General features: G+C 70.5%; 20 protein-coding genes. 9 read left to right on the top strand and 11 right to left on the bottom strand.

The features are described 5' to 3' along the window. Window positions 1–347 precede the first annotated feature (347 nt). Together FNV62_RS39115 and FNV62_RS39120 are read right to left on the bottom strand one after the other, a co-directional pair. Window positions 348–1,175: a ZIP family metal transporter gene (locus FNV62_RS39115; protein WP_143609544.1), complete on the bottom strand. Its 828-nt coding sequence runs from the start codon at window positions 1,173–1,175 to the stop codon at window positions 348–350. 297 nt (window positions 1,176–1,472) lie between these two features. Further along, the gene (locus tag FNV62_RS39120) at window positions 1,473–1,640 is read right to left on the bottom strand and encodes a hypothetical protein (RefSeq protein WP_164450330.1); all 168 of its coding nucleotides are present in this window, start codon (window positions 1,638–1,640) and stop codon (window positions 1,473–1,475) included. A 370-nt stretch (window positions 1,641–2,010) separates the two neighbouring features. On the opposite strand from FNV62_RS39120, the gene FNV62_RS39125 reads away from it, so the two are divergent. Together FNV62_RS39125 and FNV62_RS39130 are read left to right on the top strand one after the other, a co-directional pair. Further along, window positions 2,011–2,907, top strand: coding sequence for an aminoglycoside phosphotransferase family protein (locus FNV62_RS39125; RefSeq protein WP_143652273.1), 897 nt, complete (start codon window positions 2,011–2,013; stop codon window positions 2,905–2,907). A gap of 321 nt (window positions 2,908–3,228) precedes the next feature. Then, window positions 3,229–3,615, top strand: coding sequence for a hypothetical protein (locus FNV62_RS39130; protein ID WP_097286772.1), 387 nt, complete (start codon window positions 3,229–3,231; stop codon window positions 3,613–3,615). Between the two features lie 95 nt (window positions 3,616–3,710). Here FNV62_RS39130 and FNV62_RS39135 read toward each other — a convergent pair whose 3' ends face one another. Continuing rightward, window positions 3,711–4,751 (bottom strand): epoxide hydrolase family protein, encoded by a 1,041-nt coding sequence (locus FNV62_RS39135; protein ID WP_143628603.1) that lies wholly within the window; start codon window positions 4,749–4,751, stop codon window positions 3,711–3,713. A gap of 37 nt (window positions 4,752–4,788) precedes the next feature. Between FNV62_RS39135 and FNV62_RS39140 the strand changes: the two genes are divergently transcribed. Then, window positions 4,789–5,349 (top strand): TetR/AcrR family transcriptional regulator, encoded by a 561-nt coding sequence (locus tag FNV62_RS39140; RefSeq protein ID WP_097289286.1) that lies wholly within the window; start codon window positions 4,789–4,791, stop codon window positions 5,347–5,349. A 367-nt stretch (window positions 5,350–5,716) separates the two neighbouring features. Here the strand turns inward: FNV62_RS39140 and FNV62_RS39145 are convergent, their stop codons facing one another. Then, a complete protein-coding gene (locus tag FNV62_RS39145) occupies window positions 5,717–6,877 on the bottom strand; it encodes a magnesium and cobalt transport protein CorA (protein WP_144315872.1) in 1,161 nt (386 codons plus the stop codon). 167 nt (window positions 6,878–7,044) lie between these two features. Here FNV62_RS39145 and FNV62_RS39150 point away from each other — a divergent pair, with 167 nt between their 5' ends. After that, window positions 7,045–8,235, top strand: a complete 1,191-nt coding sequence (locus FNV62_RS39150; protein WP_144315873.1) for a winged helix DNA-binding domain-containing protein — start codon at window positions 7,045–7,047, stop codon at window positions 8,233–8,235. 159 nt (window positions 8,236–8,394) lie between these two features. Here FNV62_RS39150 and FNV62_RS39155 read toward each other — a convergent pair whose 3' ends face one another. Continuing rightward, entirely contained in the window at window positions 8,395–9,042 is a 648-nt protein-coding gene (locus tag FNV62_RS39155; RefSeq protein ID WP_054237120.1) for a LysE family translocator, read from the bottom strand. Between the two features lie 52 nt (window positions 9,043–9,094). Between FNV62_RS39155 and FNV62_RS39160 the strand changes: the two genes are divergently transcribed. Beyond that, window positions 9,095–9,961, top strand: a complete 867-nt coding sequence (locus FNV62_RS39160; RefSeq protein ID WP_144315874.1) for a LysR family transcriptional regulator — start codon at window positions 9,095–9,097, stop codon at window positions 9,959–9,961. Between the two features lie 104 nt (window positions 9,962–10,065). Then, the gene (gene dmpI / locus FNV62_RS39165) at window positions 10,066–10,248 is read left to right on the top strand and encodes a 4-oxalocrotonate tautomerase DmpI (RefSeq protein ID WP_054237041.1); all 183 of its coding nucleotides are present in this window, start codon (window positions 10,066–10,068) and stop codon (window positions 10,246–10,248) included. A gap of 181 nt (window positions 10,249–10,429) precedes the next feature. On the opposite strand, the gene FNV62_RS39170 is transcribed toward dmpI, so the two are convergent. From FNV62_RS39170 to FNV62_RS39180, 3 genes are all read right to left on the bottom strand, one after another. Then, complete coding sequence (locus tag FNV62_RS39170; protein ID WP_097286775.1) at window positions 10,430–11,221, bottom strand: S1 family peptidase; 792 nt, start codon at window positions 11,219–11,221, stop codon at window positions 10,430–10,432. A gap of 359 nt (window positions 11,222–11,580) precedes the next feature. After that, the gene (locus tag FNV62_RS39175; RefSeq protein ID WP_179858318.1) at window positions 11,581–14,403 is read right to left on the bottom strand and encodes an AAA family ATPase; all 2,823 of its coding nucleotides are present in this window, start codon (window positions 14,401–14,403) and stop codon (window positions 11,581–11,583) included. A 287-nt stretch (window positions 14,404–14,690) separates the two neighbouring features. Further along, window positions 14,691–15,530 carry a helix-turn-helix transcriptional regulator gene (locus tag FNV62_RS39180; protein WP_097286776.1) on the bottom strand — a complete coding sequence of 280 codons (840 nt, stop codon included), beginning with the start codon at window positions 15,528–15,530 and terminating at the stop codon, window positions 14,691–14,693. A 115-nt stretch (window positions 15,531–15,645) separates the two neighbouring features. Here FNV62_RS39180 and FNV62_RS39185 point away from each other — a divergent pair, with 115 nt between their 5' ends. Then, the gene (locus FNV62_RS39185) at window positions 15,646–17,325 is read left to right on the top strand and encodes an AMP-binding protein (RefSeq protein WP_143609599.1); all 1,680 of its coding nucleotides are present in this window, start codon (window positions 15,646–15,648) and stop codon (window positions 17,323–17,325) included. Next, window positions 17,322–18,929 carry an AMP-binding protein gene (locus FNV62_RS39190; protein ID WP_143628609.1) on the top strand — a complete coding sequence of 536 codons (1,608 nt, stop codon included), beginning with the start codon at window positions 17,322–17,324 and terminating at the stop codon, window positions 18,927–18,929. The genes FNV62_RS39185 and FNV62_RS39190 overlap by 4 nt, the downstream gene beginning before the upstream one ends. Before the next feature lie 21 nt (window positions 18,930–18,950). Here the strand turns inward: FNV62_RS39190 and FNV62_RS39195 are convergent, their stop codons facing one another. After that, entirely contained in the window at window positions 18,951–19,814 is an 864-nt protein-coding gene (locus FNV62_RS39195) for a hypothetical protein (protein ID WP_382147107.1), read from the bottom strand. 241 nt (window positions 19,815–20,055) lie between these two features. On the opposite strand from FNV62_RS39195, the gene gcl reads away from it, so the two are divergent. Beyond that, window positions 20,056–21,840 (top strand): glyoxylate carboligase, encoded by a 1,785-nt coding sequence (gcl, locus tag FNV62_RS39200; protein ID WP_144315875.1) that lies wholly within the window; start codon window positions 20,056–20,058, stop codon window positions 21,838–21,840. Between the two features lie 258 nt (window positions 21,841–22,098). Here the strand turns inward: gcl and FNV62_RS39205 are convergent, their stop codons facing one another. Next, window positions 22,099–22,335, bottom strand: coding sequence for a hypothetical protein (locus FNV62_RS39205; protein ID WP_054237047.1), 237 nt, complete (start codon window positions 22,333–22,335; stop codon window positions 22,099–22,101). A 348-nt stretch (window positions 22,336–22,683) separates the two neighbouring features. Beyond that, complete coding sequence (locus FNV62_RS39210; protein ID WP_143628612.1) at window positions 22,684–24,141, bottom strand: catalase; 1,458 nt, start codon at window positions 24,139–24,141, stop codon at window positions 22,684–22,686. Between the last annotated feature and the right edge of the window lie 484 nt (window positions 24,142–24,625).

Raw genomic sequence — 24,625 nt, forward strand, 5'->3', positions numbered from 1 at the left:
CACCGCCGTCGTACGCCACCGCATGCGCCGCGAGACCTGCCGCGCGCCCACACACTCGATCCCGCTCCGGCGCAGACGGCGCACCCACACCTCCCCGGCCGCCGACGCGGGCATCACGCCGGAAGACAGTCACAGCAGCGACGCCGGGCGACGGCCCCCGTGCACCGCCGCACCGAAAGCCGCGCTGGCCCAGTGGCCTCCAACTAGCGAGTCGGCCCCGGGAAGCGGCGGACATCGGGGCGGCTCATGACGCAGACGGTGACGCCGTCGAAGGCCTCGGCGAAGTCGTCGTACATCCGCTGCCCGAGTGCGGCAAGGCCGGCTGTCGGCTCGCGTCGCCGGACCGGTCAGGCTCCGGCCGCCGTGACGACGGCGTCCGTGGCGAAGCCGAGGAGGAGGCCGAGCAGGATGCACCAGGTGGTGAGTGTCTTCAGCCCGGTCCGGCGGGCGACGGCCAGCAGTTCGATGACCACGTAGAGGATCGAACCGGCGGCGAGACCCAGGAAAGCGATCGACAGGGTGTCGTTGACCAGGTGCTGGCCGACGAGCGTGCCCAGGAAGGTGGGGCCGCCGCCGATCAGGCCGAGCCACAGGAGGGTGAGCCAGGACGGGCGTTCGCCTTCCGCTGCCAGTGGGGCGACGATGCCGAAGCCCTCGGTGGCGTTGTGCAGGCCGAAACCGATGATGAGCAGGACGGCGAGGGAGAGTTCGCCCTGAGCGGCGGAGTTTCCGATGGCCAGGCCCTCGGCGAAGTTGTGCAGGCCGATACCGGTGGCGATCATCAGCGCCAGGGACCCTGCCTGGCTGCGGACCTTCGGGGCCAGCTCGGCGGTGGCGGCGGCGCCGGGGCCCGACGGGCGGTCGGCGGACGCCCGGCGGCGGCTGATCCAGCTGTCGTAATGCACAAGACCGGCCAGACCGATCGTCAGGCCCACGGCCAGGGTGCCGCCCCCGGAAGCGACCGTTCCCCACTCGTGATTGCTGAGCGCCGCGTCGACCGGCTCCCACGCGTGGGTCAGCACGTCCCACACGAGAAAGACGAGGATGCCGATGGCCACGGCGTTCAGGCCCGCCTTGAGACGGGGGGTGGGTGAGCGAAGTCGGCCGATCGGGAGGCCGAGGTAGATGGTGAAGCCGGCGATGGCGCCGAGCAGGGTGATGTTCGCGCTGGACATGGGGACTCCGGTCTGACGTGCGGGGACGCGGAGTGAGTAAAGGTTAGACAAGGCTTGCCTAACAACCCCTGAAGCGCCATTTCAAGCAAGCTTGGTGAAGTCATTACGCGAGGGCGAGGCGAGCCCCGAGGGCCGCTCCTGGGCCGGGCGGTCATCTCGGGGTGGGCGAACGCCGCACCAGTCAATCCGTCGAGCGTCGTTACTCGTATGGATGGAGAGGATGTAACTCGCATGAAACCGGCATGAATGATGAAGTTCAGCCGAAAAGGGTCGGTGTACTGACCGGGTGGTTCTGGATCACAGCTCACTGACCACCGCGGCCGCCCTCGGCGACGCCTTGCGCCGCCGTATGTTCGAGGACTTCGGTTTCGGGTCGGAGTGCGCCGCGCCCGCCTTGGTGCGGATGCGCAACTGTCCCTTCCGCCCCATGACGGCCAAGACTCCGGAACTGGTCTGCAGCGTCAACCAGGCTTTCCTGGCCGGGTGTCTGGAAGGACACGGCCTGAAGCACCTCGGAGGCGGGAGCCACCCGCGGGCGGTGAGGCACATCCCGCTGCGGCTCGCAGGCGTCGGCGACTCGCCGGTGCCGGCCCATCCATACATGAACAGCTGGAGTCACCATGAACTCCATCCATGCTGCCGAAGTTCTGCCCGTTCGCGGACCAGGCTCATGCCTACGCTGGAGCCGCCGAAGGGCGGCTTGACCATCGCCGCGCGCCCGTTGCCATGCATCGGTCCCTCGGACCACACCCACACCCACACCCACCATCCGGACACCGGCCCGTTCCCGTGTCATCGGCAGCCGGCCCCGTGCCATCGATGGTTGAGTGAGATCATGGGCAGTTTCGAGATCAATGAGAACTTGGTGCGCTCTCTGGTGCATGAGCAGCATCCGGACCTTGCAGGACTGGACCTGTGTGAGGTGGTCGGCGGTTGGGACAACCAACTGTGGCGTCTCGGGGACGAGTTGGCGGTGCGCATGCCGCGCACGGAGCGTGCCCCGTCCCTCCTGCGCAAAGAGCACCGGTGGCTGCCCGCCCTGGCCCCGCGTCTACCACTTCCGGTCCCGACCCCCCTGCGGATCGGTGAACCGTCCGCACGCTTCCCGCGGCCGTGGACCATCGCGACATGGGTTCCCGGCGAACCAGCCGACCGTGCCCCAATCAGCAACGACAGCGCGGCCGACACTTTGGCGGGCTTCCTCGAGGCACTCCATGTGAGGGCGCCCGCACATGCACCGGTCAGTCAGGATCGCGGCGTTCCCCTCAAAACGCTCTCGGACGGCTTCGAAAGGGGGCTCGAGGAAGTCGCCTCCGGAGGCGTTGCCGCTGACCTCCGGGATGTCCGGGACGTCTGGGAGGAGGCCGTTGCGGCTCCCGATTGGGAGGACCGGCCGGTGTGGCTGCACGGCGACCTTCATCCGGCGAATGTCGTCGTCTCGGATGGCGCACTCTCGGGCGTGATCGACTTCGGTGACATGTGCGCCGGCGATCCGGCGGTCGATCTCGCCGCCGCCTGGGTGCTCCTTCCCGCGGGGGCGGCTGCACGGTTCTTCGACGCGTACGCATACGTGGACGAGGCGATGATCCGGCGCGCACGAGGGTTGGCTGCCGCGAAGAGCCTTTTCCTCATCCTCATGGGCCGGGCCGGGGAGCGGGGTCTGCCGGGCGGCAAGCCGGCATGGGGACCCGCGGGCCGGGCGGCGCTCGACCGTGTTCTGGCATCAATCTAGGAGGCTGGCAGACTTTCACGTTGCTCAGCTTTCGGAGGCCCCACTCGAGGTTCGCCGCCAAGGGACACCCAGGTCACCTGAGACCGCAGGCGAATCGGACCAGATCACCTGGGACGGAGACCAGATCCTTGGAGACGGGACACCATCCCTCCCTCGTCAGGCCCACCCGCCACCAGTTACGAGGTAGTGACAACCGGGGGCCAACTTCTTGGCGCGCAGACTGCTCTTCTTCGGTGAAACCGCGCCAATTAGGCAGCTAAGAAACTTAGTTGGTGCCAAGGGAACGAAGAAATCCAAGGAGACCTGAGCATGAGGATTGGTATGAAGCGGCTCGCGGTAGTCGGCGCGCTGGGTGTGACCTCAGCGGCACTGGCGGTATCCCCGGCGTTCGCGAAGAGCGACATCTCGATTCAGGCCACCCCCCACACCGCGCATGTTGGCCACGTGGTGAAGGTGCACGGCCAGGGTGACGACGACGCCCAGCGATACACCACGCTCGTCATACAGGAGCGGTCCGGCAAACCCGGCCACTGGGGCCACTGGCACGCCGTCACGCGAAGCTTCGACGGCGATGCGCGCGCCAACGTCAAGGTCACGCACACGGGCGAGTTGCAGTTTCGTTCAGTGCTGTACTCGACCGACAAGCACCACCAGCACGCGAAGACGGACCGCATCTCCACGCCAGTGACCGTCAAGGTCGTCCGCTAGTGCCGTGACCACGAACGTTCACGGATTTGGCTGCAACGGCATGGGCTGTTTCGGGCGCACGGCGTTGCAGTGGTGGATTATCCGCAAGCTCCGCTTCAGCCCCCCAGCTTGACCGCGCGGTGTACGTCGTCGGCGTAGGCCTCGGGCTGTTCCCAGGCTGCGAAGTGGCCGCCGGCAGGGTGTTCCACATAGTCGCAAATGTTCAGGAACACCTCGGCGTAGCTTCGCGGCTCCGGTTTGATGTCGCGCGGGAACACGGAGAGCACGGTCGGCGTGTCGATCCGGTCAGGGAGGGCGGCCGGTTCGACATAGGTGGTGAAAGAGGTGCCGATCGTGCCGGTGACCCAGTAGGCGGTGACCCAGGTGAGAAGCTCGTCCGGAGTGAAGGCCGACTCGTCGGACCAGGACTCCAGTTTCTCGATGATCCACGCCGCGAGGCCGGCGGGTGAGTCGCCGAGCGCGACGGCGAGCGTGTTCGGCCGCGTCGACTGCTCCGCGATGTATCCGCCCTCGGTCCGGAACCACTGCGCAGACCGGCGGAGGTGGGCCGCCGCGTCGGGCGCGAGCTTCGCCGGGTCTGCCGTGAGCGCACGCTGTGGGGCGGTGTTCGTGAGGTGCAGGGCAGCCACCCGGTCCGGGTGGTGGGCTGCGAGGATTTCCGCGACGGTGCCACCCACGTCGCCGCCGGACACCGTGTACCGCGAGTGGCCGAGCTCCTCGAGAGCGTCCGCGACGATCCCGGCGATCCGGTTGACCGACATACCAGGAACGGTGAGCGGGGCCGCGAACGGGAAGCCCGGCAGCGCGGGAACCACCACGTGCATGTCCGCGAGCAGAGGCAGGACGCGCTCGAACCGCAACACCGAGTCCGGCCAGCCGTGCAGCAGCACGACAACCGGGGCGCCGGGATCCGCGGACCGCTGGTGGATCACCCGCAGGTCGGTGTCGCCCGCCCGCACCGTCACCCAGGGGAACGCGTTGATGCGGCGCTCGTGCACGCCCCAGTCATACTCGTTCGCCCAGCGTTCGAGCAGTTCGTCGAGGTGGCTGCCGCTGATGCCGCGCGTCCTGTCGTCACTCCACGGGGTCGTGACACGCCGCGTCCGCTGGAGTCGTTCCCGTATCTCGTCGCTCATGTGTATCAGCGTACACATCATGTGTATGCTCGTACACATGACTTTGCGCAATGCGGCCGCCACCAGGCAGCGGATCCTGGAACACGCACAACGCCAGTTCGCCCAGCACGGGTACGCGGCGATCACGGTCAAAGGCGTGGCCGACGCGGCCGGCGTGTCACCCAACCTCATCACGCGCTATTTCGGCGGCAAGGACGGCCTTTTCCTGGCGGCCACCCGGGTGGAGATCCCGGTCTCCGACTCCTTCGACGGCGACCGCTCCGCGCTGGGTTCGCGCCTCGCGGCGAGCATCGTCCAGCGCTGGTTCGGTGCACCCGGGGAGGATCCGCTGCTCGTGCTGCAACGCGCGTCCGGCGAACGCCCGGAAGCGGCGGAGACGCTGGCCGCCTTCCTCGACACGAACTCGCTGGAGCCGCTCCACCGCTACCTGCGCGACAGCGGCCTGGACGACGCGGACGCCCGCAGCCGAGCCGCAGCGATCGACGCCTTCGTGCTCGGCGTCTCGACCCGCCGCCGGGTCCTGCGTTCCGAACTCGGCGACCCCGCTGATCTCCAGGCCTGGCTGAGCGCCACCATCCAACGTCTCGCCGACGGGTGATGCACGACAGCAAGAAGTACTGAAACTCCACTTCCTGTCTGCCCCTGCGGTCCAGTCATCGACATCTGCCCGACCGTCGCGGTCACGGCATCGGCGCCGTGACCAAGAACGTGGGTGATGGTCGGGCTCGAGTGGCCGAGCCGACGGCCCAGGGTGACGACGGACTCGCCCGCTTCGAGGATGACCGAGGCCTACGTGTGCCGGAGCACGGGACTACTACGCCCACTTCATGCCCGAGACCGGCGGCAAGGGGCGTGGGGCCATCGACGCCTTGCTCGGCCAACCTGCCGCGGTTGTCACGGCCGCGTAGATGTCCGCTCTCCATAACGCCGCGCCTCCTCGCGGCGGCGCCTCTCGCGGCGATTGCTCAGAGCCAGTCTTTCCGCTTGAAGATGACGTACAGACTGGTGCATACGACCGCCATCAGGATGATCGCGAAGGGGTATCCGAGCGCCCAGTGCAATTCCGGCATGCTGTCGAAGTTCATGCCGTAGATCGTGCCGACCAGGGTCGGGGCGAACAGGATGGCCGCCCAGGACGAGATCTTCTTGATCTCCTCGTTCTGTTCGAAGCCCGCCTCCGCCAGTGCGCGCATCTCGGCGTTCTGTTGTTGGGTGACGAGGGTGGCGTTGACGGTGAGGATGTCGGTGAGGGCCTGGCGGAAGCCGTCGACGCGTTCGCTGGTGTGGGTGACGTGGTCGGCGACGTCGCGGAGGTAGCGCTGGAGTTCCTCCTCGGTGCCGTACTTGGCGAAACCCGCCATCAGGCCGTGCAGCATGCCGACCAGCGGGCGGGTGGCGCGCTGGAACTCGACCATTTCGCGGGAGAGTTCGTAGATGCGGCGGGACACCTCGGGGTCGCCACGGAAGACCTCGGTCTCGATCTCGTCGATGTCGTTCTGGACGCCGGCGACGACGGGGACGTAGCCGTCGACCACGGAGTCGAGGATCGCGTAGAGGACGGCCTCGGGACCGAGTTTCAGCAGCTCCGGGGTGTCCTCCATGCGGCGGCGCACCGCCGACAGGTCCGGCGCCGCACCGTGCCGGACGGTGATCACGAAGTCGGGGCCCACGAAGACGTGCAGTTCGCCGAAGTAGACCTCCTCGGCCGCGTCCAGATAGCGGGCCGCGCTCAGGACGACGAAGAGTGTGTCGCCGTAGCGCTCCAGCTTCGGTCGCTGGTGTGCCTCCATCGCGTCCTCGACGGCGAGCGGATGCAGGTCGAACTCGGCGGCCAGGGAGAGGAGTTCGGCCTCCGTGGGGCGGGCGAGGCCGATCCATGCCATGCCGGAGGGCTGGTCGCGCAGCTCTCGGAAGGTGTCGGCGAGGGAGGCGGGGGTCGAGACCCGTACGCCGTCGCGGTACAGGGCCGCCTGTACGACGCTGTCGGCGGCGGCGGGTTCCGGCTCCGGAGGGTCGGCGCGCGGCGCCGGGGGCGTCACGCCGGTCGCGGCCGGCGGGTTCAGGGCGCGTCGCCAGACGGGCTTTCTGCCGTTCTTGGCGGTCGGACGGGGGCGTCGCTCGGACATTGCGGCTGCCTCCCAAGTCGCTGGTACGTCGCTGTGATCACGGAGAAGGATATACGGGTCAAATGTCACGGGCGGGCAGTGGGCGTGCCGTGCGGGCGGGCGTGCCCGTGGAGGGCCCCACGGCTTGCGGACAGAAGGTGTCCGCAAGTCCCGTTAGCGTGCACCCCATGACGACGAAGGCGAACGCGAAGGCGAAGACGAGCGGCGTGGACGGGAGTAGGAAGGTTGGCGGGGGTGGGAACAGGGGGCGCGGCGTCGGCGCCCACCCCGCACCCCTACTCGAACCCCGCGCCCTCAACCGCGCGACCCTCGCCCGCCAGTTCCTCCTGCGCCGCTCCGCCGGTCGTGGCGTCACGGACGCCGTCCGGCACCTCGTGGGTCTTCAGGCGCAGAACGTGAAGCCGCCGTACTACGCCCTCGCCGCCCGACTCGAAGGGTTCCGGCCCGAGGAGTTGTCGACGGCCATGGAGGACCGTGCCGTCGTCCGCATCGTGACCCTGCGCTCCACCATCCACACCCACACCGCCGACGACGCCCTCACCCTGCGACCGCTCGTGCAGGGGGCCCGCGACCGGGAGCTGAACAACTTCCGCAAGGGGCTCGCGGGTGTCGACCTGGACCGGCTCGCCGTGATCGCTCGGGAGCTGGTGGAGGCCGAGCCGCGCACGATGAAACAGCTGCGTGAGGAACTGCTCGTCCACTGGCCGGACGCCGACCCCTTCGCGCTCTCGGTCGCCGCCCGCTGCCGACTGCCGCTCGTCCAGGTCACCCCGCGCGGGCTGTGGGGCCGCAGCGGCCAGGTCGCGCTGACCACCGCCGAACACTGGCTGGGCCGTCCCACCGAGCCGTCCCCGGGCCCCGACGCGGCCGTCCTGCGCTACCTCGCCGCGTTCGGACCCGCCTCCGTGAAGGACATGCAGACCTGGGCGGGACTGACCCGGCTGCGCGAGGCCTTCGAACGCCTCCGCCCGCGACTGCTCACCTTCCGTGACGAGAACGGCGTCGAACTCTTCGACCTCCCCGACGCGCCCCGCCCCGATGCCGACACCCCGGCCCCGCCCCGTTTCCTCCCCGAGTTCGACAACCTGCTCCTCTCGCACGCCGACCGCTCCCGGGTGGTGCCAGACGGTCTCAAAGGGCGTACCTGGGCGGGCAACCAGGCGTACTGCACGCTGCTCGTCGACGGCTTCCTCGCGGGCTTGTGGCGACAGGAGGGGGACGTGCTCACCATCGAACCGTTCGGCCGGCTCACGAAGGTCCAGCGGGAGGAGGTGGTGGCGGAGGCCGAGGGGCTGCTCCGGACTCTGGCCGGCGCGTCGGCGTCGTACGACATCCGCTTCGGGACCGTGGCCGCGTAAGCCACGTACGTCACCCGAGTCACGTACGTCACCCGAGCCACGTACATCACTTAAGTCGCGTACATCATGCGAGCCACGTACGTAGCCCGATGCACGTACGTCACCCGAACCACGCACGTCACTGAAGTCGCACAGCGCCCGTACGACCGTCCGGGGTACTCAGTCCGCGCGCCCCGTCACCGCCACCGTCACCCCGAGCCCGATCAGGGTGCAGCCGCCCGCGCCCCCGATCAGCGACAGTCGACGGTCCGAGCCGGCGAACCAGGAGCGGGCCGCCGACGCCGTGAGCCCCCACAGGGTGTCGGTGACCAGCCCGATGGAGATCGGGATCAGACCGAGCACCAGCATCTGCACGGGCACCCGCCCCGCCGAGTGGTCCACGAACTGCGGCAGCACCGCCGCGAAGAAGACCAGGCCCTTGGGGTTGGTGAGGCCGACGAGGGCGCCGTCCAGGACGGTCCGCAGATCGCCGCGCGCCGCGGCCGCGGGCTCCTGTCGCAACGCCGAGGCCTTCATCTCCTTGCGGTGCCGGAACGCCCGCACCCCCAGCAGGACCAGATACGCGGCACCCGCCAGCTTCACCACCAGGAAGACGGTCAGCGAGCGCTCCACCAGCGAGCCGATCCCGAAGGCGACCGCGGCCACCAGCAGATACGAGCCGACGACATTGCCCAGCGCGGTCATCACCGCCGTGCGCCGCCCGTGCGCGAGCGCCCGCCCGATCACGAACAGCACACTCGGCCCGGGAATCACGATCACCAGCAGCGACATCGCCGCGAACGCCAGGAACCGGTCCGTGGACACCATGTCCATCACCCCCAACGGCCGCCATTCAAACAGGGGCCCTACAGTCCCGGACATGGAACTGCGGCAACTCGTCTACTTCGTCACGGTCGCCGAGGAGCTGCACTTCGGGCGGGCGGCGGAGCGTCTGCACATCGTGCAGTCGGCCGTCAGCCAGCAGATACGGCGGCTGGAGCGGGAGCTGGGCGCCGAACTGTTCGACCGTTCACCGCGGCACGTACGGCTGACGGGGGCGGGGGAGCGGCTGCTGCCCGAGGCGCGGACGGTGCTCGCCGCCGTGGACCGGGCCCGCGCTGCGGTCGCCCCGGCCGAGGTGCTGCGTCTGGGCACCAGTACCGGACTCGGCGCTCACCTGGACCGGGTGCTCGCGGGCCTCGCCGAGCGGAAGCCCGCGGTCCAGGTCGAGCTGGTCTCGCTTCCCGCGCGGGAGCGGCTCGCGCGGGTCGTGGACGGTCGCCTCGACGCCGCGTTCGTACGGGGCGCGGAGCCCCTGGCGGGCGTACGTGTGCTGCCGCTGTGGCCCGATCCACTGGTGGCCGCGCTGCCCGCCGGGCACCCCCTGGCCGCCCGCGAGGGGATCGACCTCGCCGAACTCGCCGCACTCCCGTTGAGCATCACCGCGCGCCGGACCAATCCCACCCTGGTCGACCTGGTCGTCGGGGCCTGTCACGACGCCGGCTTCGAACCACTGCCCGGACCGGTGAGCGGCTCCCTCCAGGACACCCTCGCCAGCATCGGGACCCGGCCGCTGTGGACGGTCGTCTACGCCTCGCACGCCCGCGTCCTGCACAGCCCCCGGGTCGCCTTCGTCCCCTTCCGGGCACCGGGACTCGCGCTCACCACGGGACTCGCCGTGCACGGCGCGACGCCCACGCCTCACCTGGACGCCTTGCTCGCGGCCTGCGGCGATCACGAGAACTGATCGCTGCGGTCGCCGTCCGCTTCTTGGTCGACGAGCCCCCGCGCGATGAACTGAACCCGTACCCGGAAAGCGGCCGGAGCCGCCCCAGGAGAGGGAGTTCAGCCATGCCCATCGTCACCATCCAGCAGGGTCCGCGCGACGTCGAGCTCAAGCGGGACCTCGTCAAACGCGTCACCGACGCCTTCGTCGACGCGTACAGGATCCCCGCCGAGAGCGTGCACGTCTGGATCCACGAGGTGCCGGCGGACAGCTGGGGCAGTGCGGGGAAGCTGACCGCCGACAAGTAGAGGGGGAGAGCCGACAAGCGGAGGGGGGCAACGGGGAGGAACAGGGGGAAATGGATAGGGGGCGTTGCGGGCCGCTCGTGGAGGCCCGCAACGCCCCCTGGCTTTCACCTGAGGGGTGCTCAGGAGTCTGGGGAGCCCGTCGGCCGCCGGTGACTGACGAACAGTCACCGGCGACTCATGGCTACGAGTTGATCTGCGTCTTCACCAGGCTCGAGAAGGTCGTCAGACGGGTGTAGACGCCCGGGAAGCCGGCCTCGGCGCAGCCGTTGCCCCAGGAGGTGATGCCCGCGAGGACGCCGCCGATGAGCAGCGGGCCGCCGCTGTCGCCCTGGCAGGTGTCGGTACCGCCGTTGGTGTAACCGGCGCAGACCATGTCGCTGGCCACGAATTCGGAGCCGTAGGAGCCGGCGCAGCTGGAGTTGGACACGATCGGGACGGTCGCGGTGCGCAGTTGGTTGGAGGAGCTGCCGCTCTCCGAGGTGGTGCCCCAGCCGATGATGCGGGCGGTGGCGCCGGTGGCGTACACGCCGGTGTCCGTGGAGGCGACGTACGACGCCGGGGTGTACGACATCGACGTCGACAGGGTCAGTACGGCTACGTCGTCGCCGTTGGTGGCGTCGGTGTAGGCGGGGTTGATCCAGATCTTGCTGACCTTGCTGACGGTGCCGTTGGTGCCGTTGAGGTACGTTCTGCCGCCGACGACGCGGACGCTGCTCGTGGTCTCGCCGACCATGCAGTGGGCGGCGGTGACGACCTTGTTCGCCGCGACCAGGGTGCCACCGCAGAACTGGTTCTGCGAGGCGTCCGTGATCTGCATCATGAACGGGTACGCGGTGGTGGTCGTCGTCGTGCCGCCGACGATCGGCTGGGGGGCGGCGACGGCGCCGGGTGCGCCGAGGAGAGCGGTCGCGGCGGCGGCAGCGGTGGCCACGCAGAGAGCGGCGGTCTTCTTGGCACGGTTGAGCCCGAACATGGATCTCCTCAGAAGTTGCCGGTGGGGGGACGCGCGGGTGTGGGGGGTGAGGCACGGCGTCTGTGGGCTGACGCCGTGTGCCCGAGCGAGCGGCACGACGCTCACGCTAGAAGGCGGAAGGTTCCGCATCCAAGAGGGGAACCCCCTAGGCGAGTTGCGGGAGGGAAAACCCTTGCTCGAGAGACACGGGGTTTAGCCACCGATCCTTCGGCTGTGGGCCGTTGGGGGTTTCCGGCGCAGTTCCCCGCGCTCTCAAGACCGGGGCTGCGCCCTGGATCCGAGCCCGTTGTCCTGCGGCTGCGGGCCGGTGGGGGTCGCTCGCGCAGTTCCCCGCGCCCCTGAAGGGGCGCGGGGAAAATTCACCCGCTCCGGCGCCCCGCAGCCAGCCGTACGATGTCCACCCGCGACCGAATCCCCAGCTTCCGATACACCCGCGTCAGCGTCGCCTCGACGGTCTTCACGCTGATGAACAGCCGCGCGGCTATCTCCCGGTTGGTGGCGCCCTCCATGACCAGCGCCGCGACCTGACGCTCCGTCGCGGCGAGGCTGTCGAGCGCGGCGGGAGCGAGCGGCGTCGTGGCCGAGGCCGCCGCCGGCCCGGCCGCACTCGCGGACTCCACCTGCCGCAGCCACGGCAGCGCCCGGCAGCGGCGGAACAGCCGCGTCGCCTCGTCGTAGGAGGTCGGCCCCGGCCGGTGGGTGCGCAGCCCGGCGAGGGCGTACGCCGCCCGGGCCTCCTCCAAGCCGTAGCCCAGCTTGCCCAGCCGGTCCTGAGCGGCCGTCAGCTGGCGTACCGCGGGCCCCTGTTCACCGCGCGCGGCCCGCACCAGCGCCTCCGCCCGGTCGAGTACGGCGAGCACGCTCTCCCGCCCGAGCCGCAGCGCCTGCGCCCGCGTGGCGTCGATGACGTCCTGCGCCTCGACCGGCTCACCGATCCGCACCAGCGCCTCGGCGAGGTCGCCGTGCCAGCGTCCCCGGGCCGGGTCCGTGACCCCGAGCCGATCCTCCAGCTCCCGTACCCGCCGCAGCGACTGCACGACCGCGAGCGAGTCCCCGGCCACCAACTGGGCGTGCCCGAGGGCGCCCAGGGCTCGCGAGAGGTAGACCAGGTCGCCGTCCTCCTCGGCGCGGTCCACGGCCTCCCGGGCCAGCGCCAGCGCCCGGTCGACGTCGCCGCCCGCGGCCTCGGCGAGCGAGGTGAACATGGCGGTGGCCGCCTCGCCGATTCCCGTGTCGCGGGCCAGCCGCAGGCTCTCCCGGGCCAGGTCGAGCGCCCGCCCGCAGTGCCCGGAGCGCAGCTCGGTCTCGGCGAGCCCGCGCAGGAAGTGCACCTCGCTCTCGACCATCCCGCGCCGCCGCACCTCGCGCAGCAGGGCGGTGATCGTGGTGCGGGCCTCGGCGAGCTGGTCGCCCATGATCAGCCAGCGGAAGCGGGCGGCGCCGGCGCCGTTGTGGTCGCACGCCACCCGGGGGTCCTGCGGCTCGCGCATCGCCCGCTGGATGGTGGCGGGTGCGCCCGGGTGGCCCATCAGGGTCTCCATCTGGGCCTGGAAGCCGAGCGCGAGGAGTTCGGTGGGCCGGTCCCCGGCGCGGGCGGCGAGCTGGGCGGCGATCGCGGCCTCCTCGCGGCCCTTGGCCATCTCGCCCTCCACCAGCAGGGCCCGCCAGGCGAGTTGGTAGCGCACGAGCGCGAGCAGCCGGGGATCCTCGCCCGCGTCGGCGAGGGCCTGCGGGAAGACCGCGTCGACCTCGGCCATGGCCTGCCCCGCCGCGTCGATGACGACCATCCAGGCGCGGACGCGATCCGCAGGCGCCGTGACCCGGCGGAGCGCGTCGCGGGCGATGTCCCGTGCGAGGTCCGACTCCCCGGCGGTCAGCGCGTCCTCGGCGGCCTGCAACCGCCGCTCGTCCGGGCCGGGAACGGTCTCCGGGGGAGTGTGCCGGGCCGCGAGCAGCCCGAGCCCGGCCGCGACCGAGGGCGCGCCCCGGTCCCTGGCCACGGCCGCCGCCTCCCCGAGCCGGGCGGCGACCTGCGGATCGGTACCGGTGGTGGCCAGGGCGAGGTGCCGGGCCCGTTCGATGGGGTCGGAGGCGGCCGTGGAGAGCGCGGCATGGGCGGCGCGGCGTTCCTGGGCACTCGCCTCCGCGTACAGGGCGGCCGAGATCATCGGGTGCGCGAACCGGATGCCCGGTGTCTCGCGCTCGGTAGCCAGCAGTCCGAGGGATGCGGCGTGCGCGGTCTCGGCCTCGGCGTTCTCGCGCCCGGCCGCGTGCAGCAGCGTCAGCGTGGGGCGGGCGCCCGCGCTCGCGACGAGCAGGGTGCGGCGGGCCTCGGCCGAGAGCATCTCCAGACGACTGAGGACGAGCGCGCGCAACGAGGTCGGCACGGGCAGGGGTTCGCCGGGGCTCGGCCGGGCGGGATTCTCGGCGAGCGCGCGGCCGAGTTCCAGCGCGAAGAGCGGGTTGCCGCCGCTGGTGCGGTGGATGTCGCGGACGGTCGTGCGGGGCAGCCCGGTGTAGCCGCGGTGGCCGAGGAGTTCGGCGACCTGCGCGCGGGAGAGCGGGTTGAGCCGCACGGCCAGGGTGTCCGGCGGGGACGCGCGTAGATGGCGGTCGTGCTGTTGGTCCCGTGGCTCGGTGTCGGTGCGCACCGCGGACAGCATCCGTACGGGCATCTCGCCGAGCCTGCGGGCGGCGAAGCCGAGCAGTTCGGCGCTGGCCGGATCCAGCCACTGGAGGTCGTCGGCGACGATCAGGACCGGGCCCTGGGCGGCCAGCGCGCGCAGCACGGAGAGGACCGCGAGGCGCAGGGCGAGGCCGTCGCGTTGCAGGGTCGATTCTCCGCGGCCGGTGAGGGCCGATTCGAGGGCGGTGCGCTGCGGGGCGGGCAGCCGGTCGGAGACCTGGTCCACCACCAGGCCGAGGAGGTCGGCCAGGGCGAGGAAGGGCAGATGGGATTCGGACTCGGTCGCCGAGCAGCGCAAGACGGTGCGTGCCGATTCGGCGCATTCCGCGGCCAGCGCGCGCAGAACGGTGGACTTTCCTATTCCCGCGGGGCCGTGCACGAGCACGCTGCCTCCGTCGGAGAGCTGCTCGCGCGCGCTCGCGAAGAGCTCCTCCCGTCCGATGACCAGGTCGGGGCGGGGTCTCGCAGGCTCCTTGAAGTCCCCTCGCACGGTCACCGCTCCCCTCGCATGTCGTGTCCGAGCCAATATTAGGCAACGACTCTTTGAATTTCGGAGTCTCCGGGTGGTGAGGGAAATAACAAGAGTGTTGGCATAACGTATTTCAGTGCGTCGCCGTCTGAATGGAGAACGCCAGGAGGAGGCCGCGGAGCGGCTGGTGACGGGGGTCGCGGAGCGGGCATAAGGGGCGGGTGGGTCGGAAACCGTCGCCGAGCGACGGGGAAGAGGCCTCGGAGCGACGGGGAAGAGGCCACGGAGCGACCAAAGCCGGGGCAACCGGAAAGCTACGGCAACAACCCAACCCGGCGCGCGGCGACCACCGCCTCCCACCGGGTGTGCGCGCCGAGCTTTCGCATGGCCGAGCGCAGATACCCCTTGACCGTCTCCGGCCGCAGCCCCAACCGCTCGGCGGCAACCCCGTTGGTGGCTCCCGCCGCGACGCAGGCGAGAACGTCCACCTCGCGCGGGGCGAGGTCGACGCGAGGCGTCCGGGTGTCGGACGCCGCCGCACCCGCCAGCCGCCCGCACACCTCCAGCAGTTCGGCCCGCAGCGCCGGGTCGACGATGCGCGGCGCCAGTGCCCGCAGCGCCCCGTGCGCCTCGCGGACCTCTTCCCACGCGGGGCTCCCGACCACCGGTTCGGGCTCCCGGGCGACGGCCAGCAGCCCCTGCGCCTCGTCCCGTACGACCAGCGCCTGCTCCACGTCCCGGGCCGCCGCCACCGCCGCGCCGAGCGTGCGATCACCCAGGGGCTGGGCCGTGCGCAGGGCGCCGTACAACACCCCGCGCACCCGGCGGCGTACGACGACGGGTACGGCGATCACGGAGCACAGGCCCTCCGTGGCGACCGCCACGTCGTACTCGTGGCTGATCTGCCGGGAGGCGGAGTAGTCCGTCACCGCGCAGGGCCGGGCCAGCGCGACCGCCTTGCCGCCCAGGCCGTTGCCCGAGGACACGGCGAGGGCGCTGAGCGCGGGCGTCGCCGTACCGCTGAGTTCGCTGATACGTACCTGGGCGCGACCTGGTTCGACGAGGCCGCCGAAGGCGACCGGCAACCCTGTGGCGCGCCGCAGTCGTACCAACGCACCACGCATCTCCACCGCCTCGGCCGAGTCTGCTGCCACGTGTTCGCCCCTTCGTCGCGGCGTACCCCCGTTCGGGGGTGGTGAGACCTCCATCACGGAATACACGATGCTAGGGCCTTTGTCGAAGGCGGCTGTGCGGCAACGAGGAGGACACATGACGGTGACGAACGGTGCGACGGACGAGTTCCGCGCCGCGCGGGACTTCCTGCTGGAGCACCGTGCGGACTACACCACGGCGTACGAGGGCTTCGACTGGCCCCGCCCGGAGTCCTTCAACTGGGCGCTCGACTGGTTCGACGTCATCGCACGGGGCAACGACCGCACCGCCCTGCACATCGTCGAGGAGGACGGCGAGCGCGCCGAGTTCTCCTTCGCCGCCCTCTCCGAGCGTTCGAACCGGGTGGCCAACTGGCTGCGCGCGCAGGGCGTACGCGCCGAGGACCGTGTGCTGGTCATGCTCGGCAACCAGGTCGAGCTGTGGGAGACGGCCCTCGCCGCGATGAAACTGCGCGCGGTCGTCATCCCCGCGACCACTCTGCTCGGCCCCGCCGACCTGCGCGACCGGGTCGAGCGCGGCCGCGTCCGGCATGTGATCGTGCGCGCCGAGGACGCCGAGAAGTTCGACGAGGTGCCCGGTCGCCAGACCCGGATCACGGTGGGGGGAGCGCGGCCCGGCTGGCAGTCGTACGAGGAGGCGTACGCCGCCGACGCGAGCTTCGAGCCCGAGGGCGTCACCCACTCGGACGACCCCCTGATGCTGTACTTCACCTCCGGCACCACCGCCCGCCCCAAGCTCGTCGAACACACCCACGCCTCCTACCCGATCGGCCATCTGTCGACGATGTACTGGATCGGGCTCAAGCCCGGCGACGTGCATCTGAACATCTCCTCGCCCGGCTGGGCCAAGCACGCCTGGTCCAACCTCTTCGCGCCCTGGAACGCGGAGGCGACCGTCTTCATCCACAACTACACGCGTTTCGACCCGGGCCGGCTGATGGCGGAGATGGACCGGGCGGGCGTCACCACCTTCTGCGCCCCGCCCACGGTCTGGCGGATGCTCATCCAGGCCGACCTGACGCAGCTGCGCACCCCGCCACGCGAGGCCGTCGCCGCCGGTGAGCCGCTGAACCCGGAGGTCATCGAGCAGGTGCGGCGCGCCTGGGGCGTCACCATCCGGGACGGCTTCGGGCAGACCGAGACGGCCGTCCAGGTCTCCAACAGCCCCGGGCAGCAGCTCAAGACGGGCTCCATGGGACGGCCGAGTCCCGGCTTCCGCGTCGAACTCCTCGACCCGGTCACGGGTGCGCCCGGGGCGGTGGAGGGGGAGATCGCGCTCGATCTGTCGGCGCGGCCGGTGGGCGTGATGACCGGCTACCACGGCGACGCCGACCGTACGGCGGAGGCGATGGCGGGCGGCTACTACCGCACCGGTGACATCGGCGCCCGGGACGAGGACGGATACATCACCTACGTCGGCCGCGCCGACGACGTGTTCAAGGCCTCCGACTACAAGATCTCGCCCTTCGAGCTGGAGAGCGCCCTGCTGGAGCACGAGGCGGTGGCGGAGGCGGCCGTCGTCCCGGCCCCCGACGAACTGCGGCTCGCCGTCCCGAAGGCGTACATCGTCCTCGCCACCGGCCACGCACCGGGCCCCGACCTGGCGAAGGTGCTCTTCGAACACTCGCGGACGGTCCTCGCGCCGTACAAGCGCATCCGCCGCCTGGAGTTCGGCACACTCCCCAAGACCATCTCCGGCAAGATCCGCCGGATCGAGCTGCGCGAGGCCACGGCCGCCGGCTCGGACGCCGAGTACCGCGAGGAGGACTTCCGGTGAGCACACTCTCCTACGCGCACGGGACCAGCGCGACGACCCTGCTCGGCGACACGATCGGGGCCAACCTGGACCGGGCGGTCGCGGCCTGGCCGGACCGGGAGGCGCTCGTCGACGTGCCGTCCGGGCGACGCTGGACGTACGCCCGGTTCTCCGCGGACGTCGACGAGTTGGCGTACGCGCTGCTGGCCACCGGCATCGCCAGGGGCGACCGGGTGGGCATCTGGGCGGTCAACTGCCCGGAGTGGGTGCTCGTCCAGTACGCCACCGCCCGCGTCGGCGCGGTCATGGTGAACATCAACCCGGCCTACCGCACCCACGAGGTCGAGTACGTCCTCCAGCAGGCCGGCATCTCGTTGCTCTTCGCCTCCCTCAGCCACAAGACCAGCGACTACCGGGCGATGGTCGAGCAAGTGCGCGGCAGATGCCCGCAGTTGCGGGAGACCGTCTACATCGGCGACCCCAGCTGGGACGCCCTGATCGGGCGTGGGACCCCCGATCTGTACGAGGACTTCCGGGTCCGTAAGGGCGAGCTGTCCTGCGACGACCCCATCAACATCCAGTACACCTCGGGCACGACGGGCTTCCCCAAGGGGGCGACCCTCTCCCACCACAACATCCTCAACAACGGCTATTTCGTGGGCGAGTCGATCGCCTACAGCGAGCAGGACCGGATCTGCATCCCCGTGCCCTTCTACCACTGCTTCGGCATGGTGATGGGCAATCTCGCCGCGACCTCGCACGGCGCCTGCATGGTCATCCCCGCGCCCTCCTTCGATCCGGCCGCGACACTCCGCGCGGTCCAGGACGAGCGCTGCACCTCGCTGTACGGCGTACCGACCATGTTCATCGCGGAGTTGAACCTCCCCGGCTTCGCGACGTACGACCTGTCCTCGCTGCGCACCGGCATCATGGCGGGCTCGCCGTGCCCGGTCGAGGTGATGAAGCGGGTGGTCGCCGAGATGCACATGGCGGAGGTCTCCATCTGCTACGGCATGACCGAGACCTCGCCCGTGTCCCTGCAGACCCGCAGGGACGACGACCTGGAGCACCGCACCGGCACCGTCGGCCGGGTGCTCCCGCACCTGGAGGTGAAGGTCGTCGACCCGGCGGAGGGGGTGACGCAGCCCCGCGGCACCGCCGGAGAGCTGTGCACCCGCGGCTACAGCGTGATGCTCGGCTACTGGAACGAGCCCGAGAAGACCGCCGAGGCCGTCGACGCGGGGCGCTGGATGCACACGGGTGACCTCGCCGTGATGCGTGAGGACGGGTACGTCGAGATCGTCGGCCGCATCAAGGACATGATCATCCGCGGCGGCGAGAACATCTACCCGCGGGAGATCGAGGAGTTCCTCTACGCCCATCCGAAGATCGCCGACGTCCAGGTGGTCGGGGTGCCCCACGAGCGCTACGGCGAGGAGGTGCTCGCCTGCGTCATCCCGCTGGACCCGGCCGACCCCCTGACGCTGGAGGAACTGCGCGCCTTCTGCGAGGGCCGGTTGTCCCACTACAAGATCCCCAGCCGCCTGCAGGTCCTGGAGTCCTTCCCGATGACGGTGTCGGGGAAGGTCCGCAAGATCGAACTGCGGCAGACCTACGCCGAATAGAGCGCTCCCCGCTGCCGGGGTTCAGGCCCCGGTGGCGAGGAGTTCGTCGGCGTGGGTGTTCACCGGCTGGGGGGTGCCCGTGAGGTCGAGCACGAAGAGGGGGATCCCGAGGGCGTCGGCGCGGCCGCGGGCGTCGTCCGCGTACCCGGCCAGGGAGAAGTAGACGCATCCCGTGGACTCCGACATGGCCGTCAGCCACAGGCACTCCACGTCGCGCAGTGTGGCCGGACGGACGGTGGGGTCCACCTGTGCCAGCATGCCGCGGGCGGCGAGTCCGATGCCCGAGGGCGGGCGCTGATCCGCCCTGCGGATGTCGCGGTAGCCGAGCCACCGCAGATACAGCGCGGCCGCCGTGACCGCGTCCCGGGCGGTGCGGATGGTCACCGGCTGGAACACCGGGCGGGGTGTCGGGGTGGTGCGGGGCAGCGGCAGGTGGTCGGGGATGAGGGGGCTTCCCGGCGTCGTGGCTGCCGTACCGGGGGGCGGTGGCTCGGGGGTGTGCGGTGCCGCCTCCGGTTCCGGTTCCGTCTCCAGGTCCGCGGGGGCGCCGAGGCCCGGCACGACCTCCGTGCGCAGGGGGCGCCGTACCCCTCGTACCGGAATCCGCAGCATGACCCCGCAGGGGCAGCCCAGTTCCGGATGGGGCCACTGGTCCGCGCGCCCGCAGGTGTCGCAGGGGACCGTGACCCAGTCCTCGTCCCAGGTGCGGTGGGTGACCGGCGCGGGATCGGCGAGGCGGTCGAGCGGAGGCGTGACGGGGGCGCCGCACACGCACGGGTACGACGGCGCGGCAAAGAGATGCTCGCGACGGCAGGCCGGACACCGCACCGGCACGCTCTCGGCCATGGCCCACTCCAGGACGTCACGTCGGGACAGCGTGTCCATCGTCCTCCAGGCGGGGGGCCCGCGGCAGCGAAACGCCCCGACAGCCCCCGCCCTTCCCTCCTGCGGATCCAGCCGGGCGCGCACCCTTGACGCTCTTCGGCACGCCACCTACATTATTTCCAGATAGTAGAAGTTAATTTCCGCAATGTGGAATCACCGTACTGCGGAATCACCAGGAATCACCAGCTCTCCGAGGGGCGCGACGGGAGCGCGAATCCGACAGCCGAAGCAGGAGTACTCCATGGCTCGTATGACCGCTGCCCGTGCGGCAGTCGAGATCCTCAAGCGCGAGGGCGTCAGCGACGCGTTCGGCGTCCCGGGCGCGGCGATCAACCCCTTCTACGCGGCCCTCAAGGCCGCCGGGGGGATCGGCCACACCCTCGCCCGCCATGTCGAGGGCGCCTCGCACATGGCGGAGGGCTACACCCGCACCCACCCGGGCAACATCGGCGTCTGCATCGGTACGTCGGGACCCGCGGGCACCGACATGATCACCGGCCTCTACTCCGCCATCGGTGACTCGATCCCGATCCTGTGCATCACGGGCCAGGCGCCGACCGCCGTGATCCACAAAGAGGACTTCCAGGCCGTCGACATCGCCTCGATCGCGAAGCCGGTGACCAAGATGGCGGTCACCGTGCTGGAGGCGGCCCAGGTTCCCGGCGTCTTCCAGCAGGCCTTCCATCTCATGCGCTCCGGCCGTCCGGGCCCGGTCCTCATCGACCTGCCCATCGACGTCCAGCTCACCGAGATCGAGTTCGACCCGGAGACGTACGAGCCGCTCCAGGCGTACAAGCCCGCCGCCACCCGCGCCCAGATCGAGAAGGCGATCGGGCTGCTGAACGAGTCCGAGCGGCCCCTGATCGTCGCCGGCGGCGGTGTCATCAACGCCGACGCCTGCGAACTCCTCGTGGAATTCGCCGAGTTGACGGGCATCCCGGTCGTCCCTACCCTGATGGGCTGGGGCGTCCTGCCCGACGACCACGAGCTGAACGCCGGCATGGTGGGCCTGCAGACCTCGCACCGCTACGGCAACGCGACCTTCCTGGAGTCCGACTTCGTCCTGGGCATCGGCAACCGCTGGGCCAACCGCCACACCGGCAAGCTGGACGTCTACACCGCGGGCCGCACCTTCGTCCACGTCGACATCGAGCCCACCCAGATCGGCAAGATCTTCGCCCCGGACTACGGCATCGCCTCCGACGCGAGGGCCGCGCTCGAACTGTTCGTCCAGGTGGCGAAGGAACTCAAGGCCGAGGGCCGGCTGCCGGACCGCTCCGCGTGGGCCGCCGCCGCCCAGGAGCGCAGGGCGACGCTCCAGCGCCGTACGCACTTCGACGACATCCCGATCAAGCCGCAGCGCGTCTACGAGGAGATGAACAAGGCCTTCGGCCCGGAGACCCGGTACGTCTCCACCATCGGCCTCTCGCAGATCGCCGGCGCCCAGATGCTGCACGTCTACCGGCCCCGGCACTGGATCAACTGCGGCCAGGCGGGACCGCTCGGCTGGACGGTCCCGGCCGCGCTGGGCGTCGCCAAGGCCGACCCGGAGGCCTCCGTCGTCGCCCTCTCCGGCGACTACGACTTCCAGTTCATGATCGAGGAACTGGCCGTCGGCGCCCAGCACCGGATCCCGTACGTCCACGTCCTGGTCAACAACGCCTACCTGGGCCTGATCCGCCAGGCGCAGCGGGCCTTCGACATCGACTTCCAGGTCAAGCTGGAGTTCGAGAACATCAACTCGCCCGAGCTCGGCGTCTACGGCGTCGACCACGTCAAGGTCGTCGAGGGTCTCGGCTGCAAGGCGATCCGCGTCACCGACCCGGCCGAGCTGGGCGCGGCCTTCGAGCAGGCCAAGAAGCTCGCCGCCGAGTACCGGGTGCCGGTCGTCGTCGAGGCGATCCTGGAGCGCGTCACCAACATCTCGATGTCCACGACGAACGACATCGGAAACGTCGTGGAGTTCGAGGAGATCGCGACCGAGCCGGGCCACGCGCCCACGTCCATCAGGACGCTGAAGGTCTGACGTACGCGTTCCTCGCGCACCGGTCGCGCACGTACCAGGGGCGGTTCACCGTTTGGGTGAGCCGCCCCTCGTGTTGTTCCCCCGTGTTCCCCCGTACCCCCGTCGCGAGGCCCGCCGCCCCCGTGCCGGCGGGCCTCGTGTGCCGAGAATGTGCCCATCACCGGGGTGAGTTGAAGCCCCTGGAGTCGTGTTCAGAGCTTGATTTGAGGGTTGCGTAGCCGGCGTACGTCCACTGGAGTACGTGTCCGGGGCATGTTGTCAGTCCTCCGGGAGCTCGAGCTCCTCGAATCCCGGCCAGTGGTCGGGGCCGCCGCCCTGCCAGTCGATGATGTCGGTCTTGTCGACCTCGATCTCGTCCAGGTCGACCTCGGCCCGCCGCAGGATCTCGATGACGTCGTCGAGGTGGTAGGCGACACCGAGCGTCTCGTCCCCCGTGGTGACCCGTCGCGAGCCGTCCAGTGCCGGGGCGTGCACGACGATGCTGGGATAGTCCATGCTTTCAGGCTGCTGTGCTCCGGCCGACTCCGCACCCCGGGAGCACCCCCCGAGCACCCAGGGAGCCCCCCGGGAAGCACGCCGAGGCGCCGGGTACGGAGTCCGTACCCGGCGCCTCGCTCGGTGTGTGACGGGGACCGCGGCGGCCGCGACGGAACCGGGGCCGGCCTTCCCTCAGGTCGAGAAGGGGGTCCCGGGACCTTCACCACCGCACTGGCTCACATCCGCCGCGGTCCTCGTCGTGCCCGCGTGCCACCGGCGACCACCCCTCATCCGGGTCGCTCGGGTCCTCGCGGGCCGCGCGTCACCGGGCCGACCTCCCGTCTGGCCCGGTGACGCGGTCAGGGGTCAGTCCTCGCGCAGGGCGTGGACCGCTTCCGCCACGCGCCGGCCGTACTCCGGGTCGGCGGCGTGGAAGTGGGCGAGGTTCTTCTCGACGACGTCGTCGCGGGAGACCTGCGCGAGGCCGCAGGCGATGTTGGCGATCAGCCGGGACCGCTCCTCGGCCGACATCAAGCGGTAGAGCTCACCGGCCTGGAAGAAGTCGTCGTCCTTGGTGTGCAGGGGAGCCTCGTGGGCGCCGGTCCAGCCGGTGACGGCCAGCGGGGCCGACAGCGGGCGGCCGGTCTCGGCGGGGCCGCCGTAGGAGTTCGGCTCGTAGTTCTTGGCGGCGCGGCCCTGCGCGTTGGATGCCATGAAGCCGTCGCGGCCGTAGTTGTCCGCGGTCGTGGCCTTCGGCGCGTTCACCGCGAGCTGGGTGTGGTTGACGCCGAGGCGGTAGCGGTGGGCGTCCGCGTAGGCGAACAGCCGGCCCTGGAGCATCTTGTCGGGGGAGGGGCCGATGCCCGGAACGAAGTTGTTCGGGGAGAACGCGGCCTGCTCGACCTCGGCGAAGACGTTGTCGGGGTTGCGGTCCAGGACCAGTCGGCCCACGCGCTGGAGCGGGAAGTCCTGGTGCGGCCACACCTTGGTGAGGTCGAAGGGATTGAAGCGGTAGTCCGCCGCCTCGGCCGCGGGCATGATCTGGACGTGGAGGGTCCAGGACGGGCGTACGCCCCGCTCGATGGCCTGCAGGAGGTCCGTCTGGTGGGAGTTCGGGTCCTTGCCCGCGATCTCCTGCGCCTGCTCGGTGGAGAGGCTGCGGACGCCCTGGTTCGTCTTGAAGTGGTACTTGACGAAGAAGGCCTCACCCTCGGCGTTCGTCCACTGGTAGGTGTGCGAGCCGTAGCCGTTCATGTGCCGGTACGAGGCGGGGATGCCGCGGTCGCCCATCAGCCAGGTCACCTGGTGCGTGGCCTCGGGGGCGTGCGCCCAGAAGTCCCAGACGTTGTCCGGCTCCTGCTTGCCCGTGAACGGGTCGCGCTTCTGGGAGTGGATGAAGTCGGGGAACTTGAGCGGGTCCTTGATGAAGAAGACCGGGGTGTTGTTCCCGACGAGGTCGTAATTCCCCTCCTCCGTGTAGAACTTGACCGCGAAGCCGCGCGGGTCGCGGACCGCGTCCGCGCCGCCCAGGTTGTCGGCGACGGTGGAGAAGCGCAGGAAGACCTCGGTGCGTTTGCCGACCGTGTTCAGGAAGTCGGCGTGGGTGAAGCCGGTGACGTCGTCCGTGACCTCGAAGTGGCCGTACGCGCCGGAGCCGCGGGCGTGCACCACGCGCTCCGGGATGCGCTCGCGGTTGAACCGGGCGAGCTTCTCCAGAAGGTGCTGGTCCTGGAGGAGGAGCGGGCCGCCTGCGCCGGCGGTGGCTGAGTTCTGGTTGTCGGCGACCGGAGCACCGGACTCGGTCGTAAGCACACGCTTCGACATCGTGGACCTTCCATGCGAGGGGCAGCGGAAACCGACTTCCGCTTTGTGGAGCCTAGGTTTGGGGCGTTCCGAACGTCAACAGTTTGTTGAAGTGGGTTGGGTTCCGGGTGGCGCCACCGCTTGGGCGCGACAGGACAGGTGTCAGCGACGACACCACCCGGAAGTCTCAGAACCACCCCGAGGCCGTCGGGGCTGCGCCGGACACATCGGGGGCTGCGCCCGGCACAGCGGGCCGCGCCGAGGCTTCGGGCCGCGCCCGACGTAAGGGCTGCGCCCGCTGCGTCCGGGCCGCGCCCATCGTGTCGGGCTGCGCCCGAGGTGCCGGGGACGCGCTCGGTCTATGCACCGGGGCTGCGTCCGGCGCCGTCGGGCCGCGTCCGGTGCACCGGGGCTGTGCCCGTCGTGTTGGGCCGCGTCCGGTGTGCCGGGGCTGTGCCCGTCGTGTCGGGCTGTGCCCGGGATATCGGGGCCGTGCCCGGTGGGG

This window comes from Streptomyces sp. RLB3-17, assembly GCF_007113425.2.
In the GTDB taxonomy this organism is placed as follows: Bacteria; Actinomycetota; Actinomycetes; order Streptomycetales; family Streptomycetaceae; genus Streptomyces; species Streptomyces mirabilis_D.

Coding starts and splice junctions, on each gene's coding strand:
- FNV62_RS39115 (WP_143609544.1), bottom strand. CDS start 1,175: ATGTCCAGCGCGAACATCACCCTGCTCGGCGCCATCGCCGGCTTCACC.
- FNV62_RS39125 (WP_143652273.1), top strand. CDS start 2,011: ATGGGCAGTTTCGAGATCAATGAGAACTTGGTGCGCTCTCTGGTGCAT.
- FNV62_RS39130 (WP_097286772.1), top strand. CDS start 3,229: ATGAAGCGGCTCGCGGTAGTCGGCGCGCTGGGTGTGACCTCAGCGGCA.
- FNV62_RS39135 (WP_143628603.1), bottom strand. CDS start 4,751: ATGAGCGACGAGATACGGGAACGACTCCAGCGGACGCGGCGTGTCACG.
- FNV62_RS39140 (WP_097289286.1), top strand. CDS start 4,789: ATGACTTTGCGCAATGCGGCCGCCACCAGGCAGCGGATCCTGGAACAC.
- FNV62_RS39145 (WP_144315872.1), bottom strand. CDS start 6,877: ATGTCCGAGCGACGCCCCCGTCCGACCGCCAAGAACGGCAGAAAGCCC.
- FNV62_RS39150 (WP_144315873.1), top strand. CDS start 7,045: ATGACGACGAAGGCGAACGCGAAGGCGAAGACGAGCGGCGTGGACGGG.
- FNV62_RS39155 (WP_054237120.1), bottom strand. CDS start 9,042: ATGGTGTCCACGGACCGGTTCCTGGCGTTCGCGGCGATGTCGCTGCTG.
- FNV62_RS39160 (WP_144315874.1), top strand. CDS start 9,095: ATGGAACTGCGGCAACTCGTCTACTTCGTCACGGTCGCCGAGGAGCTG.
- dmpI (WP_054237041.1), top strand. CDS start 10,066: ATGCCCATCGTCACCATCCAGCAGGGTCCGCGCGACGTCGAGCTCAAG.
- FNV62_RS39170 (WP_097286775.1), bottom strand. CDS start 11,221: ATGTTCGGGCTCAACCGTGCCAAGAAGACCGCCGCTCTCTGCGTGGCC.
- FNV62_RS39185 (WP_143609599.1), top strand. CDS start 15,646: ATGACGGTGACGAACGGTGCGACGGACGAGTTCCGCGCCGCGCGGGAC.
- FNV62_RS39195 (WP_382147107.1), bottom strand. CDS start 19,814: ATGGACACGCTGTCCCGACGTGACGTCCTGGAGTGGGCCATGGCCGAG.
- gcl (WP_144315875.1), top strand. CDS start 20,056: ATGGCTCGTATGACCGCTGCCCGTGCGGCAGTCGAGATCCTCAAGCGC.
- FNV62_RS39205 (WP_054237047.1), bottom strand. CDS start 22,335: ATGGACTATCCCAGCATCGTCGTGCACGCCCCGGCACTGGACGGCTCG.
- FNV62_RS39210 (WP_143628612.1), bottom strand. CDS start 24,141: ATGTCGAAGCGTGTGCTTACGACCGAGTCCGGTGCTCCGGTCGCCGAC.